Source organism: Bacteroidota bacterium, from assembly GCA_025059945.1.
Taxonomy (GTDB): Bacteria; Bacteroidota; Rhodothermia; order JANXDC01; family JANXDC01; genus JANXDC01.
In genome coordinates, this window is the sequence record JANXDC010000015.1 from 135,943 (window position 1) to 150,636 (window position 14,694).

General features: G+C 63.5%; 14 protein-coding genes. All 14 read left to right on the forward strand.

The window, feature by feature from the left end; genetic code table 11:
- Positions 1 to 26 precede the first annotated feature (26 nt).
- Positions 27 to 1,070 carry a ketoacyl-ACP synthase III gene (locus NZ993_08640; GenBank protein MCS7155853.1) on the forward strand — a complete coding sequence of 348 codons (1,044 nt, stop codon included), beginning with the start codon at positions 27 to 29 and terminating at the stop codon, positions 1,068 to 1,070.
- Positions 1,071 to 1,086: 16 nt separating this feature from the next.
- Entirely contained in the window at positions 1,087 to 2,016 is a 930-nt protein-coding gene (fabD, locus tag NZ993_08645) for an ACP S-malonyltransferase (GenBank protein MCS7155854.1), read from the forward strand.
- A 1-nt stretch (position 2,017) separates the two neighbouring features.
- The gene (fabG, locus tag NZ993_08650) at positions 2,018 to 2,776 is read left to right on the forward strand and encodes a 3-oxoacyl-ACP reductase FabG (protein MCS7155855.1); all 759 of its coding nucleotides are present in this window, start codon (positions 2,018 to 2,020) and stop codon (positions 2,774 to 2,776) included.
- 79 nt (positions 2,777 to 2,855) lie between these two features.
- Positions 2,856 to 3,095, forward strand: coding sequence for an acyl carrier protein (locus tag NZ993_08655; protein MCS7155856.1), 240 nt, complete (start codon positions 2,856 to 2,858; stop codon positions 3,093 to 3,095).
- Positions 3,096 to 3,104: 9 nt separating this feature from the next.
- Entirely contained in the window at positions 3,105 to 4,358 is a 1,254-nt protein-coding gene (gene fabF / locus NZ993_08660) for a beta-ketoacyl-ACP synthase II (GenBank protein MCS7155857.1), read from the forward strand.
- Between the two features lie 65 nt (positions 4,359 to 4,423).
- Positions 4,424 to 5,164 carry a ribonuclease III gene (gene rnc, locus NZ993_08665; protein MCS7155858.1) on the forward strand — a complete coding sequence of 247 codons (741 nt, stop codon included), beginning with the start codon at positions 4,424 to 4,426 and terminating at the stop codon, positions 5,162 to 5,164.
- Between the two features lie 15 nt (positions 5,165 to 5,179).
- Positions 5,180 to 6,637: an aminomethyl-transferring glycine dehydrogenase subunit GcvPB gene (gene gcvPB / locus NZ993_08670; GenBank protein MCS7155859.1), complete on the forward strand. Its 1,458-nt coding sequence runs from the start codon at positions 5,180 to 5,182 to the stop codon at positions 6,635 to 6,637.
- A gap of 241 nt (positions 6,638 to 6,878) precedes the next feature.
- Positions 6,879 to 7,325: a division/cell wall cluster transcriptional repressor MraZ gene (gene mraZ, locus NZ993_08675; GenBank protein ID MCS7155860.1), complete on the forward strand. Its 447-nt coding sequence runs from the start codon at positions 6,879 to 6,881 to the stop codon at positions 7,323 to 7,325.
- Positions 7,322 to 8,248 carry a 16S rRNA (cytosine(1402)-N(4))-methyltransferase RsmH gene (rsmH, locus tag NZ993_08680; GenBank protein ID MCS7155861.1) on the forward strand — a complete coding sequence of 309 codons (927 nt, stop codon included), beginning with the start codon at positions 7,322 to 7,324 and terminating at the stop codon, positions 8,246 to 8,248. The genes mraZ and rsmH overlap by 4 nt, the downstream gene beginning before the upstream one ends.
- Entirely contained in the window at positions 8,245 to 8,622 is a 378-nt protein-coding gene (locus NZ993_08685) for a septum formation initiator family protein (GenBank protein MCS7155862.1), read from the forward strand. Before rsmH ends, NZ993_08685 begins: the two co-directional genes overlap by 4 nt.
- Positions 8,619 to 10,694, forward strand: coding sequence for a penicillin-binding transpeptidase domain-containing protein (locus tag NZ993_08690; protein ID MCS7155863.1), 2,076 nt, complete (start codon positions 8,619 to 8,621; stop codon positions 10,692 to 10,694). The genes NZ993_08685 and NZ993_08690 overlap by 4 nt, the downstream gene beginning before the upstream one ends.
- Before the next feature lie 5 nt (positions 10,695 to 10,699).
- Positions 10,700 to 12,169 carry a UDP-N-acetylmuramoyl-L-alanyl-D-glutamate--2,6-diaminopimelate ligase gene (locus NZ993_08695; GenBank protein MCS7155864.1) on the forward strand — a complete coding sequence of 490 codons (1,470 nt, stop codon included), beginning with the start codon at positions 10,700 to 10,702 and terminating at the stop codon, positions 12,167 to 12,169.
- Positions 12,170 to 12,173: 4 nt separating this feature from the next.
- Positions 12,174 to 13,322, forward strand: a complete 1,149-nt coding sequence (gene mraY, locus NZ993_08700; protein ID MCS7155865.1) for a phospho-N-acetylmuramoyl-pentapeptide-transferase — start codon at positions 12,174 to 12,176, stop codon at positions 13,320 to 13,322.
- Positions 13,323 to 13,324: 2 nt separating this feature from the next.
- Positions 13,325 to 14,692 (forward strand): UDP-N-acetylmuramoyl-L-alanine--D-glutamate ligase, encoded by a 1,368-nt coding sequence (gene murD / locus NZ993_08705; GenBank protein ID MCS7155866.1) that lies wholly within the window; start codon positions 13,325 to 13,327, stop codon positions 14,690 to 14,692.
- Positions 14,693 to 14,694: the final 2 nt, after the last annotated feature.

Genomic DNA, 14,694 nt, shown 5'->3' on the forward strand with positions numbered 1-14,694 from the left:
CCGTTTAGGGATAGGGGGAAGCGAACATGAGCGTGCGCGCCGCGATCACCGCCGTCGGCCACTTCTTGCCGGAGGAACGGCTCACCAACCAGGACCTGGAGCGGCTCGTAGATACCACCGACGCCTGGATCCAAGAGCGAACGGGTATCCGGGAGCGGCGCGTGCTGCGCGATCCCACCAAGGCCACCGCCTACATGGCCGCTCGGGCGGCGGAAGAGGTCCTGCAGAAGCGAGGGATCGAGGCCGAGGAGCTGGACCTGATCATCGTGGCCACCGTGACGCCCGATATGTTTTTTCCCGCCACCGCTTGCTTGGTGCAGCAAGCCATCGGCGCCAGGCGCGCTTGGGGGTTTGATCTGTCGGCCGCCTGTAGCGGGTTCTTGTTCGCCCTCGTTACGGGCGCGCAGTTCATCGCCACCGGCCAGCACCGCAAGGTGCTCGTCATCGGGGCGGACAAGATGAGCGCCATCACGGATTACACAGATCGGCGCACGTGTGTGCTTTTTGGCGACGCGGCCGGCGCGGTCTTGCTTGAGCCCGCCCTTGATCCGGAAGTGGGCATTTTGGATGCGCGTCTGTACTGCGATGGATCCGGCGCCGAGGCTTTGTGCATGAAGGGAGGCGGGAGCCTGAACCCGCCATCGTACAAAACGATCGACGCGAAACTGCACTTCCTGTATCAAGACGGCCCCACGGTTTTCAAACGCGCCGTAGAGGGGATGGCCGACGTAGCTGCTGAGATCATGGCCCGCAACGGACTCACGGGCCAGGACGTAACCTACCTGGTGCCCCATCAAGCCAACTGGCGTATTATCGAGGCCACGGCGCGGCGCATGGGAATCGGGCGCGAAAAGGTGATGATGAACATCGATCGCTACGGCAATACGACCGCCGCCACCATTCCGCTGTGTTTGTACGATTGGGAGGGGCGGCTGAAGAAGGGCGATAACTTGATCCTGGCCGCCTTCGGGGCCGGATATACGTGGGGTGCGATATATCTCAGATGGGCTTACGATAGCGTTCCGATGCACACGCTCGCCCCATCCGAGGCGGCGTTTTCGGCCTCCTAGGGGGAGGGGTGTAAGCATGGTGACGGCTTTTCTCTTTCCCGGTCAAGGCTCCCAATACGTGGGCATGGCCCGGTCTTTATACGAAGCCTTCCCCGAGGCGAGGGCCCTCATCGAGCGCGCCGATCAGCTGCTGGGGTTTGCGCTGTCCGAGGTTCTTTTCGGGGGGCCCGAAGAACGGCTCAAGCAGACGGCCTATACGCAGCCGGCGATCTTCGTACATAGCATGGCCGCATGGGCCTGTTTAGCTGGAGAGCGGCCCGACATGGTGGCGGGGCATAGTCTGGGCGAGTACAGCGCGCTCGTTGCGGCGGGAGCGCTTGATTTCGCCGACGGATTGCGGCTCGTGCGCCTGCGGGGGGAGCTTATGCAGCGGGCTGGCGAGCAACGGCCGGGCGGGATGGCCGCCATTATTGGGCTTGGGGATGAGCTCGTAGAGGCCATTTGTCGGGAGGCGGAGGCGGAGGCGGGCCTGGTGCGGCCGGCCAACTTCAACGCCCCAGGGCAGGTCGTGATCTCGGGCACTATGGCCGGGGTGCGGCGTGCGATGGAGCTAGCCCGCGCTCGGGGGGCCAAACTGGTCAAGGAGCTCCCCGTAAGCGGGGCCTTTCATTCTCCTTTGATGGAGCCGGCTCGAGAGGGCCTAGCCGAGGCCCTAGAGCGCGTACCCCTGCAGACGCCCCTCTGTCCGGTTTACCTGAACGTGACGGCCGAGCCCACACGCGACCCCGAGCAGATCCGCGCGCGGCTCCTGGAGCAGCTAACGGCGCCGGTGCGCTGGGCGCAAAGCATGGCCCGCATGGCCGCCGATGGGGCCGAGCGTTTTGTCGAGGTGGGGCCGGGCACCGTATTGCAGGGGCTAGTGCGCCGCGCGCTTCCGGGGGTCCAGGTGCTGGGCCTGGACAAGGCGGAAGACCTTCGGGCTTGGTTACACGCCGTGCGGGGTTAACATGACGCCGGAGCGTTTTTCGCTTCAGGGCCGGACGGCCCTTGTTACGGGCGGCTCCCGCGGGATCGGCCGCGCTATCGTGCTGGCCTTGGCCGAAGCGGGGGCAGACGTGGCCTTTACGTTTCGCAGCGCCTTGCCAGAGGCTGAGAGTCTGCTGGAGGCCGTGCGCGCCCGTGGCCGGCGCGTGCTCCATTATCAGGGCGACGCCGCCGATGGCCTCCATGCGCAGGCCGTCGTAGAGGACCTGTTGCGCCAGTGGGGTCGCCTGGATGTGCTCGTCAACAACGCCGGCATCACGCGCGATGGGTTGCTGCTGCGGCTGCGCGAGGAGGACTGGGATGCGGTGCTCAATACGAATCTTAAGAGCGTCTTTCATTTCACCAAGGCCGCTCTGCGCCCCATGATGGGGCAACGCTGGGGCCGGATCATCAACCTCTCCTCGGTCGTGGGCCTCATGGGCAACCCCGGACAGGCCAATTACGCGGCGGCAAAAGCCGGAATCATCGGTTTTACAAAGGCCATCGCCAAGGAGGTCGGTTCCCGAGGCATCACGGTCAACGCCCTTGCGCCCGGCTACATCGAAACCGACATGACCCGCGCTCTGCCGGAGGCCGCTCGCCGGGCTATGCTGGAGCTCATACCCCTGAAACGGGCCGGGCAGCCCGAGGACGTGGCCGATGTGGTCGTGTTTTTGGCCTCCGAGGCGGCTCGCTATATCACCGGGCAGGTTATCCAAGTCGATGGCGGCATGCTGATGTAGTTTGCGGCCCGCCTGAAAATCTCCGTACTTTGGTCCGTTGCAAGAGATTTATGCCGCTACAAAGAAGGAGGGTGAGCCTATGGATCTGGAAGCCAAGGTAAAACAAATCATTGTCGACAAACTCGGGGTGGACGAGAGCGAAATCCGTCCCGAAGCTAGCTTCACCAACGATTTGGGCGCCGACTCCTTGGACACGGTCGAGCTCATCATGGAGTTCGAAAAGGAGTTCGGCATCACCATCCCTGACGAGGAGGCTGAGAAGATCGCCACCGTAGGGGATGCCTTGGCCTATCTGAAGGAAAAACTGGGCATTCGGTGATCCCCTTTTATGAGCTCCCCCAGACGACGGGTCGTCATCACAGGCCTGGGAGCGCTCACGCCGATCGGCTTGAGCGTTCCTGATTTTTGGAGGGGCATGCTCGAAGGACGTAGCGGTGCGGGGCCGATTACGTATTTCGACGCCTCCCAGTATGATACCCGCTTCGCTTGTGAGCTAAAGGGTTTCGATCCCCTGGAGCACCTCGATCGCAAAACGGTCCGCCGCTTAGATCCATTCTGCCAGTACGCCTTGGTGAGCGCCCATGAGGCCCTTCTCGATTCAGGTCTGCTGGAGTATAGGTCTCTAGACAAAAACCGAGTGGGGGTGGTTTTCGGATCGGGCATCGGGGGCATTCAGATCTTCACTCACCAGGCTCGGGTCCTATTCGCGGAGGGGCCGCACCGGATCAGCCCTTTTTTCATCCCTATGTTGATTCCGGACATCGCACCGGGCCAGATCGCGATTCGCTACGGTTTTAAGGGGCCCAATTACGGGGCCATCTCGGCCTGCGCCACGGCCACGCACAACATCGGCGACGCCTTTAAGCTCATCCAAATGGGATATGCGGATGTGATCCTATGCGGCGGATCCGAGGCGGCCATCTGCGAGCTGGGCGTGGCCGGATTCAACGCCATGAAGGCGCTCTCGACGCGCAACGAGAGCCCGGAGACGGCAAGCCGTCCCTTTGATGCGACCCGAGACGGCTTTGTGTTGGGCGAAGGCGCCGGGGCGCTCGTGCTCGAAGAGCTCGGGCACGCCTTGAGGCGGGGCGCGCGTATCTACGTGGAGGTGGTAGGCATCGGGTACACGGCAGACGCCTACCACATCACGGCCCCAGATCCGAGCGGAGACGGAGCGGCCCGGGCGATGCGGGCTGCGTTAGAGGATGCCGGTATTGAGCCTGAGGAGGTTGATTACATCAACGCCCACGGCACCTCGACCCCGTTTAACGATGAAATCGAAACACGGGCCATCAAGACTGTCTTCGGTGAACACGCCTATCGGTTAAACGTGAGCTCCACGAAGTCCATGATTGGGCACCTGCTGGGGGCCGCCGGGGCCGTCGAGGCGATCGCCACGGCGCTGGCGATTTACCACAGCACTATCCCGCCCACGATCAACTACACGACGCCCGATCCGGAGTGCGATCTGGATTACACCACCCGGGGGCCCGTGGTGCGCGATGTGCGGGTGGCGCTGAGCAACACCTTCGGCTTCGGGGGGCACAACGCTACGCTCGCCCTGCGGCGCTTTGGGTCCTGAGCCGAAGCGTGTGCGGGAAACGCACCGGCCGTCTGCGGTGTTGGTGTAACGGCCGGAACCTGGAGATGGGCTGGATTCGCCGATGGTTAACACGCTGGATGCGCCGCGCTCGACCGAGCGTGGCGCCCTCGCGCCGCGAGCGCATCGAGGCCCTGCTCGGCGTGCCCGTGCGACAGTGGGGTCTTTTCGAGGAGGCTCTGCGCCATCGCTCGGCGCTTTCGGGGGGGAACTCCTACGAGCGGCTGGAATACTTGGGGGATGCCGTTCTGGGACTTGTGGTGGCGGATTTCCTGTTTCATCGATTCCCAGAGGCTGAGGAGGGAACCCTTACGCGCTACCGCAGCCAGATCGTCAATGGCCGTAATCTGGCTCGGTACGCCACCGCTATAGGGTTGCCCTCCTTGCTGGAGCTTGGCCCCCAGGCTGAAGCGGCCGGTACGCGGCAGAGCGCAACCGTGTTGGCCGATGCTTTCGAGGCTCTAATGGGGGCCATCTTTCTGGACCAGGGATTTGAAGCGGCCCGTTACTTCATGACGCGGCTGCTGCAAAGAGAGGAACTGGAGAAGCTGTTGGCGCAACAGGATAACTACAAAAGCCTGCTTTTGGAATACGCCCAAGCGCGTGGTTGGCCCCCGCCTGTTTACAGGGTGGAGGCCGAAAGCGGGCCCAGCCACGCGCGCGAGTTTACCGTTAGCGTGATAGTCAACAACCGCCTGCTGGGCACCGGTGTTGGCCGCAGTAAAAAAGCTGCCGAGCAAGAGGCCGCCCGCCAGGCCTGGCTAGTGCTCTCGCAAAATCGAACATGAGAGAGGATACCCAAGATGCCGGAACCGCTTCTGTTCGAAAAAACGCGTCCGGGCCGCAAGGGGTACACATTGCCTCGCTTGGATGTTCCTGAAAGCCCCCTGCCCCAAGCATGGCTCCGTTCACGACCGGCCGAATTGCCGGAGCTGAGCGAACCCGAGGTGGTGCGCCATTTTGTGCGGCTTTCGAGCTTGAATTTCCACATCGATAAAGGCTTCTATCCGCTCGGCTCTTGTACGATGAAGTACAACCCCAAGCTCAACGAGCGGCTGGCCGCCTTGCCGGGCTGGACCGGACTGCATCCGCTGGCTCCGGAGCCGATCGTACAGGGGGCGCTGCGGCTTATGTACGAGCTACAGGAGCTCCTAAAGGAGATCACCGGCATGGCCGCCGTGTCCCTGCAGCCTGCCGCCGGAAGCCAAGGCGAACTGACCGGTCTTCTGCTGTTTCGCCGCTATCATGAGCGGCAAGGAGAGCAACGCACGAAAATTCTTGTTCCCGACTCCGCCCACGGCACCAACCCCGCAAGCGTGCGCATCGCGGGCTATGAAGTGGTCAACATCCGCTCCAATGAAAACGGCTTGACGGATCTTGAAGCCCTACAACAGCACCTCGATGAGCGCGTGGCCGGCCTCATGGTGACCAACCCCAACACGCTGGGTCTGTTTGAGCGCCAGATCCAGGAGATCGCCCATCTGGTGCACAGCGTGGGGGGCTTGCTCTACATGGATGGGGCGAACTTGAATGCGCTCTTGGGCATCGCGCGACCGGGCGATATGGGCTTTGACGTGGTGCACATGAACCTCCACAAAACCTTCTCTACCCCCCACGGAGGAGGGGGGCCCGGTAGCGGGCCCGTGGCCGTGGCGGAGCGTCTACGGGAATTTCTGCCCAAGCCCGAGGTGTGCTGGGACGGAACCCGTTATCGCCTCAACTGGGACAAGCCGGAGAGCGTAGGCAAGGTGCACGCTTTCTGGGGTAATTTCGGCATGTTCGTGCGCGCCTACGCCTACATTCGCCTGCACGGTCCGGAGGGTCTGCGGCGCGTAAGCGAACACGCAATTCTGAACGCCAACTACCTGCTGCGCCGGCTGTGGCCTTACTACGAAGCCCCCTATCCGGGTCCGGTCATGCACGAATGCGTGCTCAGTGCGGTCCGCCAAAAAGCCCATGGCGTGCGGGCGCTGGATATAGCCAAGCGCATCCTGGATTACGGCTTCCATGCTCCCACCGTCTACTTCCCGCTTATCGTGCCCGAGGCCCTGATGATAGAGCCCACGGAGACCGAGTCCAAAGAGACCCTGGACGCCTTCATAGAGGCCATGATCCAAATCGCCCAGGAGGCTGAGACGCAGCCAGAGCGGGTGCGCACAGCCCCTCACACTACTCCGGTGCGCCGGCTCGATGACGCCTACGCGGCCCGCCACGTGAACGTGCGCTTTGAGGAGCCCTCCGAGGCCATGACTAGCCCCTAAAAGGGGCTCAAGCCCCACGTAGGCGGGTTGCGGGTGCATTTTGTTTTGGCTGGCGTCGTATTTTTGTTCGATTCCACCGCCTTCATTGGCGTTGCTTCAGGAAAATCTCTCCGGGCGGCCCTTGGTCTAATTCCGGCATCGTTTTTTTAAACAAAGCGCCTCCTGTCTGCTCTTGACTTTGCGTATTCGCTGCGTATCTTGATCTGCTATCCGTGGTAAAAAGTGGTAAAGAGTGGTAAGAATGCCCAGCTTCAAGGGGCAGTACGAGTACGCTGTCGATGAAAAGGGGCGGATTATGCTGCCTCTGAAGCTGCGGCGCGCTCTGAGTCCAGAGGCGGAGGGGCGCTTTGTGGTAACCCGGGGTGAAGACCCCTGCTTGGTGTTGTATCCGGTGAACGTATGGCAGTTGATTGAAGATCGGCTGCGGCAGCAAAACCTCTACCAACAGAATGTGCGGCGTTTTGTGCGCGAGCTTCTGCGCTGGGCTGAGGATGTGGAGCTAGACGGACAAAATCGCCTCATGATCCCTCGAGAACTCTTGCAATGGGCCGGCATTCGGGGCCGGGTTTTGCTCGTGGGCATGTTGGATCGCATCGAGTTATGGAATCCCGAGACGTTTGCGCAGCATGAGCTGGGGGTGCAGCAATTTGGGCAAGAGGCCGAATGGGTCATGGGAGGCTCCCGGTGAACAGCCTCGAGTACCGGCATGAGCCTGTACTCCTGGAGGCGGTTCTAGAGCATCTGCTCACAGATCCCGATGGCGTGTATTTGGACGTTACGCTGGGGGGCGGAGGACACGCCTATGGGATTCTGAGCCGTTTGGGCCCCCGCGGGCGCCTGATCGGCCTGGATCGGGACGCGGAAGCCATCCGGGCTGCAAGCGGGCGGCTTGCCTCGTTTCGAGGACGGGTGGGAATGCTTCAAGGCGATTTTGCGGAGATCGATCGCCATCTGGCGCGCATGGGGGTAGAGCGATTGGATGGGGTGTTGGCCGATTTAGGGCTCTCCTCGCGTTTTGTGGATGCCCCCGAGCGAGGTTTTAGTTTTCGCTATGCAGGGCCGCTGGATATGCGCATGGATCGGCGTAGTCCGCGCACGGCCGCTCACGTGGTGAACACGTACGACCTGCAGAGGCTGGGGCGCATCCTATGGCGCTACGGACAGGAACCTAGGGCGCGTCAGATCGCCCAGGCGATCGTTCGAGCCCGACCGCTTTCGGATACGGTTGCGTTGCGGCGCGCGGTGGAGTCGGTGGTGCCCGAGCCCGAACGGCCTCAGGCTTTGGCGCGGGTCTTTCAAGCGATCCGCATAGAGGTCAACGACGAGCTGGGCGCCCTTGAACGATTCCTCACGGCCATCCCCTCATGGGTACGGCCCGGGGGACGGCTGGTGGTGATCAGTTATCATTCCCTTGAGGACCGCTTGGTTAAGCGCTTTATGCAGTACGGCAATCCCAGCGGACGTCCGGTGCGGGATCTATATGGGCGCTTGCTGCGGCCCTGGCGGATGCTTACCGATAAGCCTATCCGAGCCGATGGAGGCGAGCTGGCCCGCAACCCGCGCGCGCGTAGCGCCCGGATGCGGGTGGCCGAGCGTACGGAAGCGCCATGAACCTTGAGGTGCGCGCCATGGCCGGGGACATGGGTCCCACCCCCAGGCGAGTCGCTCGCCGATTTGGGGCGCGCAGGCGCTCCAGGGTCTATCGGACTTGGGCGGTGGAGCGCCTGCCCAATCGGACGGTTCTAGGTTTGTTGTTGGGCTTTTTCGCCGCCGGCCTGCTGTACGTATGGCACGTGCTGCAGATACAGGCGCTGGCCGATGAGGTGGCTCGGTTGCGGCGGGAGCACGAGTCCCTGCAGGCCCAAAAGGCCCAGTATGAGCACGAATATTATCGGCTCACAAGCCCCTCTCGCATCTACGAGGCGGCTCAAGCGCTGGGTCTGGTAGAGGGTCTCACGTATCGTCAGCTGTATGTAGAGCCATGATGGACGAGCGCACGCGAATGCACCTGCGTCTGTGGGTCGTGGGGGTGCTACTGGGTCTGGGATTGCTGGGCGCGATCATCCGCTTGCTCTACGTCCAGACGGTTCAGGGGGCAGAGCTGCGCCGTCTGGGAGCGCAGCAAGCCCATCGCTATGTGTCCATACCCGCCCGCCGTGGGGCCATTTACGATCGGGCCGGGCGGTTGCTGGCGACCGCCGAGCTTCGCTATCGGGTGGCGGTCGATCCCAAGGCCCCTCGCTTTGGTGAGCGCGCCGAGGACTTGTATCGTCACTTGGGGCGCCTTTTGGGTCGCAAGCCCGAGCTATACAGGGAGCGGGTACGCCGGGCCGCGGGGGCTCGCTATGTCGTTTTGGAGCCCGAGCTGTTGGAGTCCCAGGCCAGGGAGCTGGACCCGAGCAGATGGCCGGGTCTGATCCTAGAGCGCTTCTGGAGGCGCGTTTATCCTTATCAGGGGCTGGCCGAGCATGTGCTCGGGTACGTGGACGCAGCAGGCAGGGGCATGGCCGGCGTGGAGGCCTATTATGAGGTTTTTCTGCGAGGGGAGCCCGGCCGGCGTCTGGTGCGGCGCGACCGACATGGACATCTGCGTCCGGTCATAGGGGCCTCGGAGCTCGCCCCCCGACACGGTCAGGAGCTCGTGCTGACGATCGATCTGCGCCAGCAGGCCATCCTGGAAGATGAGCTCGCCGAGGGCGTACAGGCCTCTGGGGCCGAATGGGGTATGGCGATCCTGATGGACCCGCATTCGGGTGCGATTCGGGGGTGGTCCGTCTACCCCGGTTATGACCCCAATCGGCCTGCCGCGTTTCCGGCTGAATGGCGCCGCAACCGCGCCATTACAGATCCTGTAGAGCCGGGCTCTACGTTCAAGCTGGTCACGGCGATGGCGGCTCTTGAACGCGGGATCGTGCGTCCTGAGCGCGTTTTCACCGCGGGCGGGGTGCGCACCTTCGGGGGGCGCGTTATGTCGGATCCCGAGCCATGGGGGCAGCTTACCTTCGCCGAAGCTTTTGCGCGCTCCAGCAACATCGTTTTGGCTCAGATGGCCGGCCAGCTCGGATCCGGGGCCCTCTATCAGATGGCCCGGAATCTGGGCTTCGGAAGCCCAACGGGGATCGACCTGCCGGGCGAGGTGTCGGGGCGCTTAAAGAAACCTCACCAATGGTCGGGCACCACGCTCTATTGGATGGCCATCGGTTACGAGGTGGCCGTGACCCCGCTGCAGCTGCTGTGCGCCTATGCGGCCGCGGCTAACGGGGGATGGCTTGTGCGTCCGTTTGTGGTGTCCGAACGCCGCGAGCCAAATGGTGGGCGGCGTTGGATAACGCGGCCGCGTCTTATCCGGCGCGTCTGCTCGCCGCAGACCGCCAGCACGCTGCGCTTACTCCTAGAGGGGGTGGTAGAGGAGGGCACAGGCAAACGGGCCCGGCTTGCAGAGTTGTCTGTGGCGGGCAAGACCGGTACGGCCAAGGTCGTCTCCGGAGGGCGCTATGAGGCCCAATACCGGGCCGCGTTTGTGGGCTTCTTCCCCGCCCGCGATCCCCAGGCCGTGCTCCTGGTCATGATCGGCCACCCCCAGGGGGCCTATTACGCGGGCGAAGTGGCGGCGCCCGTATTTCAGCGCATCGTCTATCGTCTGGTGGGGGCTATGCCTGGGGTGCAGCAGGCTCTGAGCCTTGCCAGCGGGGGGCCGTCTGAGGACCTCCGGATCCCGGCCCCGAACGTGCTGGGGCTTCCCATCGAGCAAGCTCGCGCGCGCTGCGAGGCCCTGGGGCTACGCTTGGAGCCCTCGCAGGCGCGTGGATGGGTCCTGACCCAGGCGCCCGCCCCTGGCGCCCCTCTGAGTCCGGGAGCGACGTTGCGCATACGCGCAGGCGTCCGTCCAAGCCTGACCCCGGATGTTGTGGGTTGGCCGCTGCGCTGGGCCGTAGAGGCCTTCGAATCAAGCGGCGCTCGGGTCTTGTGGTCGGGATGGGGACGCGTGGTTAGCCAGGATCCGAGGCCAGGGCGGCCGCTTTCGGCCGTGGTGCGCTTGGTGGCGCAACCGGAGTAGCGACTATGCAGCTGCGGACGTTGCTGGCGACCGTGGAGGTGTTGCGCGCCGAAGGCGAACTGGAGCAGGAGGTGCGGGATCTGGTCTACGATTCGCGCCGCGTTCGGCCGGGAAGCGTCTTTGTGGCGCTCCGGGGCACCCAGCTTGACGGACATCGATTTGTGGAGGCGGCCATCCGCCAGGGGGCCGTGGCCGTGGTGGTGGAGGTTCTCCCGGAGGCGCGCGCCCCTGGCGTGGCGTACATCCAGGTACCGCACACGCGCCGGGCGCTGGCTCAGCTGGCGGCCGCCTATTATGGCCATCCGGAACGTCGCCTGAGGCTTGTCGGCGTCACGGGCACCAACGGAAAGACCACCACGACCCACTTAATCCAGTATGCGCTGCAGCAAAACGGCATCCCCGCCGGGCTTATCGGGACGGTCCGCTACGATCTGGTGGGCGAAGCGCAGGAGGCCGTGCATACGACCCCGGAGTCCGTTGAGCTTTACGGCCTGCTGGCCCGCATCGCGCAGCACGGCGGTCGGGCGGCCGTCATGGAGGTCTCCTCGCATGCGCTCGATCAGGATCGGGTATGGGGCCTACCCTTTCAGGTGGCCGTCTTTACCAACCTGAGCCGGGACCACTTAGACTATCACGGCAGCATGGAGGCGTATTTTGCGGCCAAAAAGAAGCTCTTTGACGGGCTCCGGCCGGAGGCCGTAGCCGTTTACAACGCCGATGACCCCCACGGTCCGGCCATCGTGGCCGACACCCCGGCTCGTCGGGTGGTCTCCTACGGCTTGCAGACCCCCGCCGCGTACCGGGCCGAGGTGCTGGAGCAGGGCCTGTCCGGGATCCGGCTGCGCGTGGGGGGGCGTTCGTACGGGTTTCGTCTGGTCGGACGCTTCAACGTCTACAACCTGTTGGCCGCTTGGGCCGCTGCTGTTGAGCTCGGCCTAGAGGCCCATCAGGTGCTGGCCGCTCTGAGCACCTGCCCGTCTGTTCGGGGCCGTCTGGAGCGCGTGCGGAGCGCCGATGGGGTGATCGGCATCGTGGACTACGCGCACACGCCGGATGCGCTTGAAAACGTGCTGCGTGTTCTCCGCGCCGAATGTCCGGCAGACGGACGCCTCTGGGTGGTCTTCGGCTGTGGGGGAGATCGGGATCGGGGCAAGCGGCCCACCATGGGCCAAATCGCTGAGCGCTACGCGGACCGGGTGGTGCTCACCAGCGACAATCCGCGCACGGAGGACCCTGAGGCGATCGTGCAGGAGATTTTGGCCGGCATGGCGCATCCGGAGCGCGTCGAGCGCATCCTGGATCGGCGCGAGGCGATCCGGTTCGCCGCCCTGGAGGCCCGATCCGGGGACGTGGTGCTCGTGGCGGGCAAAGGGCATGAAACGTATCAGGTGATCGGACACGAAAAGCGCCCCTTTGATGATCGCTGGGAGCTGGAGCAGGCCTTCCGGCTGCGATCGGGGGCTACGGGGAGGTAGGGCGGTGCTGTACGAATTGCTTATGTGGCTGGAGCGCACCTACGCCCCGCCGGGGTTCGGGGTCTTCGGCTACATCTCCGTGCGGGCCGGCCTGGCCGCCTTATCGGCCCTGCTGATCGCGCTGCTACTGGGTGAGCCCCTCATTCGGGCCCTGCGCCGGCGTCAGATCGGAGAACGGATCCGCGAGCTCGGCCCCGCCTCACACCAGCAGAAGGTCGGCACTCCCACTATGGGCGGGATATTGATTCTCTTGGCCATTCTGCTGCCCCTAGCCCTGTGGGGGGACTGGCGTTCGGTTTACACGTGGATCATGGCTTTGGTGACGCTGTGGATGGGGCTCGTGGGGTTCGTGGATGATTACATCAAAGTCGTCAAAGGCAATAAGGCGGGGCTTCGAAAGCGCACCAAGCTCATCGGGCAGCTGTCTTTGGGTTTGCTGGTGGGGACGATCCTGTACACACATCCGGCCTTTGAAGGCTTTCGGACGCTCACCACGGTGCCGTTCGTCAAGGACACAAACCTCGATTACAACCTGTTTCGGCATTGGATCTCAGACCTGGATCTGGGCTGGCTTATCTACATCCCGGTGGTCACGTTCATCATCACGGCTGTTTCCAATGCCGTCAACCTCACGGACGGCCTCGATGGCCTGGCTGCGGGCACCAGCGCCATCGTGGGGATCGCGTTGGCCATACTGGCGTACGTCTCCGGGCGCGTGGATTTCTCCGACTACCTAGACATCCTCTACCTGCCCGGTGCGGGGGAGCTCTCCATCTACGTCGGGGCCATGGTGGGGGCCTGCTTGGGTTTTCTGTGGTACAACGCCTACCCGGCGCAGGTTTTCATGGGCGATACGGGTTCACTCGCCCTGGGGGCGGCCATCGGCGCGATCGCCATCTTGGTGCGCAAGGAGCTATTGCTGCCGATTCTCTGCGGGGTCTTCTTTTTAGAGACGCTTTCGGTGATCATCCAGACCACGTACTTCAAATACACCCGGAGCCGTTACGGTCATGGCCGGCGGTTCTTTCGCATGGCGCCCATCCACCATCACTTTGAGCTAAAGGGCTGGCACGAGGCCAAGGTGGTGGTGCGCTTCTGGATCGTCACCGTGGTCCTGGCCGTTTTCACCATCATCACGCTCAAGTTGCGCTGAATATGCCGCCTTTGCAGCCCATACGAGGGCAACGCGTCACGATCATAGGCGGAGCGCGCAGCGGACGAGCCGCGGCGGAGCTGCTCCATCGGCTCGGAGCCGAGGTGTTCGTGACGGATCAGGGTCTGCTGCCGCAGCCGACGCGTGAGGCCCTGCTGCGACAGGGGATCTCCTATGAGGAGGGGGGACATAGCGAACGCGCCCTGGAGGCCGACTGGGCCGTCATCAGTCCGGGGGTGCCGACGGAAGCCCCGCTTGTGCAGGCCCTGCTCGAACGCGGCCTGCCCTTGTACAGCGAGCTTGAGCTCGCCTCCTGGTTCTGTCCGGCGCCCATTGTGGCTATCACGGGCACGAACGGCAAGACCACCACGACGGCGCTCATCGGTCACATCTTTCGCCGCTCAGGCCGGCCCACCGTGGTGGCGGGCAACATCGGAGCCCCGTTTTCGGATTTCGTGTTGCGTCTTAGCCCCGAACACATGGTGGTGCTGGAGGTCTCCAGTTTTCAGCTGGATCACGTGCTCAGCTTCCGGCCCCATGTGGCGGCGATCCTCAACATCAGCCCCGATCACCTGGATCGATACGGGGGAAGTTTCGCTCGCTATGCGGAGGCCAAGTTCCGCATCGCAGCCCATCAGACCCCCCAAGACTTCTTGCTCTACAACGCCGATGATCCCGTAGTCGGCCCCTTTGGGGTTGATCCGCATACGCCCGTTCAAGCTCGCCGCTTGGGCTTCAGCCTAGAGCGGGAGTTGCCCGAGGGGGCTTTTCTGCGAGGTCGTGAGCTCGTGGTTCGAGTTGACCAACAGGAGTGGGGTATCGCCATGGAGCACCTGAACTTGCGGGGACGCCACAACCTGTACAACTCGCTGGCCGCGGCCCTAGCCGCCCGCGTTATGGAGATCCGCCAGGATGTGGTGCGGGAAAGCTTTCAGACCTTCGAGGGGGTGCCGCATAGGCTTGAGTTCGTTCGTCAGCTCGATGGGGTGCTCTACGTCAACGACTCCAAGGCGACGAACGTTAACTCCGTCTGGTACGCGCTGGAAAGTTTTGAGCAGCCCATCGTGCTCATCATGGGGGGGCGCGATAAGGGAAACGACTACAGCAAAATCAAGCCTCTTGTGGCCCGCAAGGTGCGCGTGTTGATCACGATCGGCGAGTCGGCCCATAAGATCGAGCAGGAGCTAGGGGGGCTTGTGGAGTTGCTTGTGCCAGCCCGCTCGCTGGAGGACGCCGTTCGGTCGGCTCGCGCTTTGGCTCGTCCGGGCGAGGTGGTGCTGCTGAGCCCAGCCTGCGCCAGTTTCGATATGTTCGAAAACTACGAACACCGCGGGGACACCTTTAAGCGACTGGTATTGGCTCTGGAGTAATG

What these genes read in the sequence shown, in the direction of transcription:
- fabD (MCS7155854.1), top strand. Translation starts at nt 1,087, where the DNA reads ATGGTGACGGCTTTTCTCTTTCCCGGTCAAGGCTCCCAATACGTGGGC.
- rnc (MCS7155858.1), top strand. Translation starts at nt 4,424, where the DNA reads ATGGGCTGGATTCGCCGATGGTTAACACGCTGGATGCGCCGCGCTCGA.
- mraZ (MCS7155860.1), top strand. Translation starts at nt 6,879, where the DNA reads ATGCCCAGCTTCAAGGGGCAGTACGAGTACGCTGTCGATGAAAAGGGG.
- NZ993_08655 (MCS7155856.1), top strand. Translation starts at nt 2,856, where the DNA reads ATGGATCTGGAAGCCAAGGTAAAACAAATCATTGTCGACAAACTCGGG.
- gcvPB (MCS7155859.1), top strand. Translation starts at nt 5,180, where the DNA reads ATGCCGGAACCGCTTCTGTTCGAAAAAACGCGTCCGGGCCGCAAGGGG.
- NZ993_08690 (MCS7155863.1), top strand. Translation starts at nt 8,619, where the DNA reads ATGATGGACGAGCGCACGCGAATGCACCTGCGTCTGTGGGTCGTGGGG.
- fabG (MCS7155855.1), top strand. Translation starts at nt 2,018, where the DNA reads ATGACGCCGGAGCGTTTTTCGCTTCAGGGCCGGACGGCCCTTGTTACG.
- fabF (MCS7155857.1), top strand. Translation starts at nt 3,105, where the DNA reads ATGAGCTCCCCCAGACGACGGGTCGTCATCACAGGCCTGGGAGCGCTC.
- NZ993_08640 (MCS7155853.1), top strand. Translation starts at nt 27, where the DNA reads ATGAGCGTGCGCGCCGCGATCACCGCCGTCGGCCACTTCTTGCCGGAG.
- murD (MCS7155866.1), top strand. Translation starts at nt 13,325, where the DNA reads ATGCCGCCTTTGCAGCCCATACGAGGGCAACGCGTCACGATCATAGGC.
- NZ993_08695 (MCS7155864.1), top strand. Translation starts at nt 10,700, where the DNA reads ATGCAGCTGCGGACGTTGCTGGCGACCGTGGAGGTGTTGCGCGCCGAA.
- NZ993_08685 (MCS7155862.1), top strand. Translation starts at nt 8,245, where the DNA reads ATGAACCTTGAGGTGCGCGCCATGGCCGGGGACATGGGTCCCACCCCC.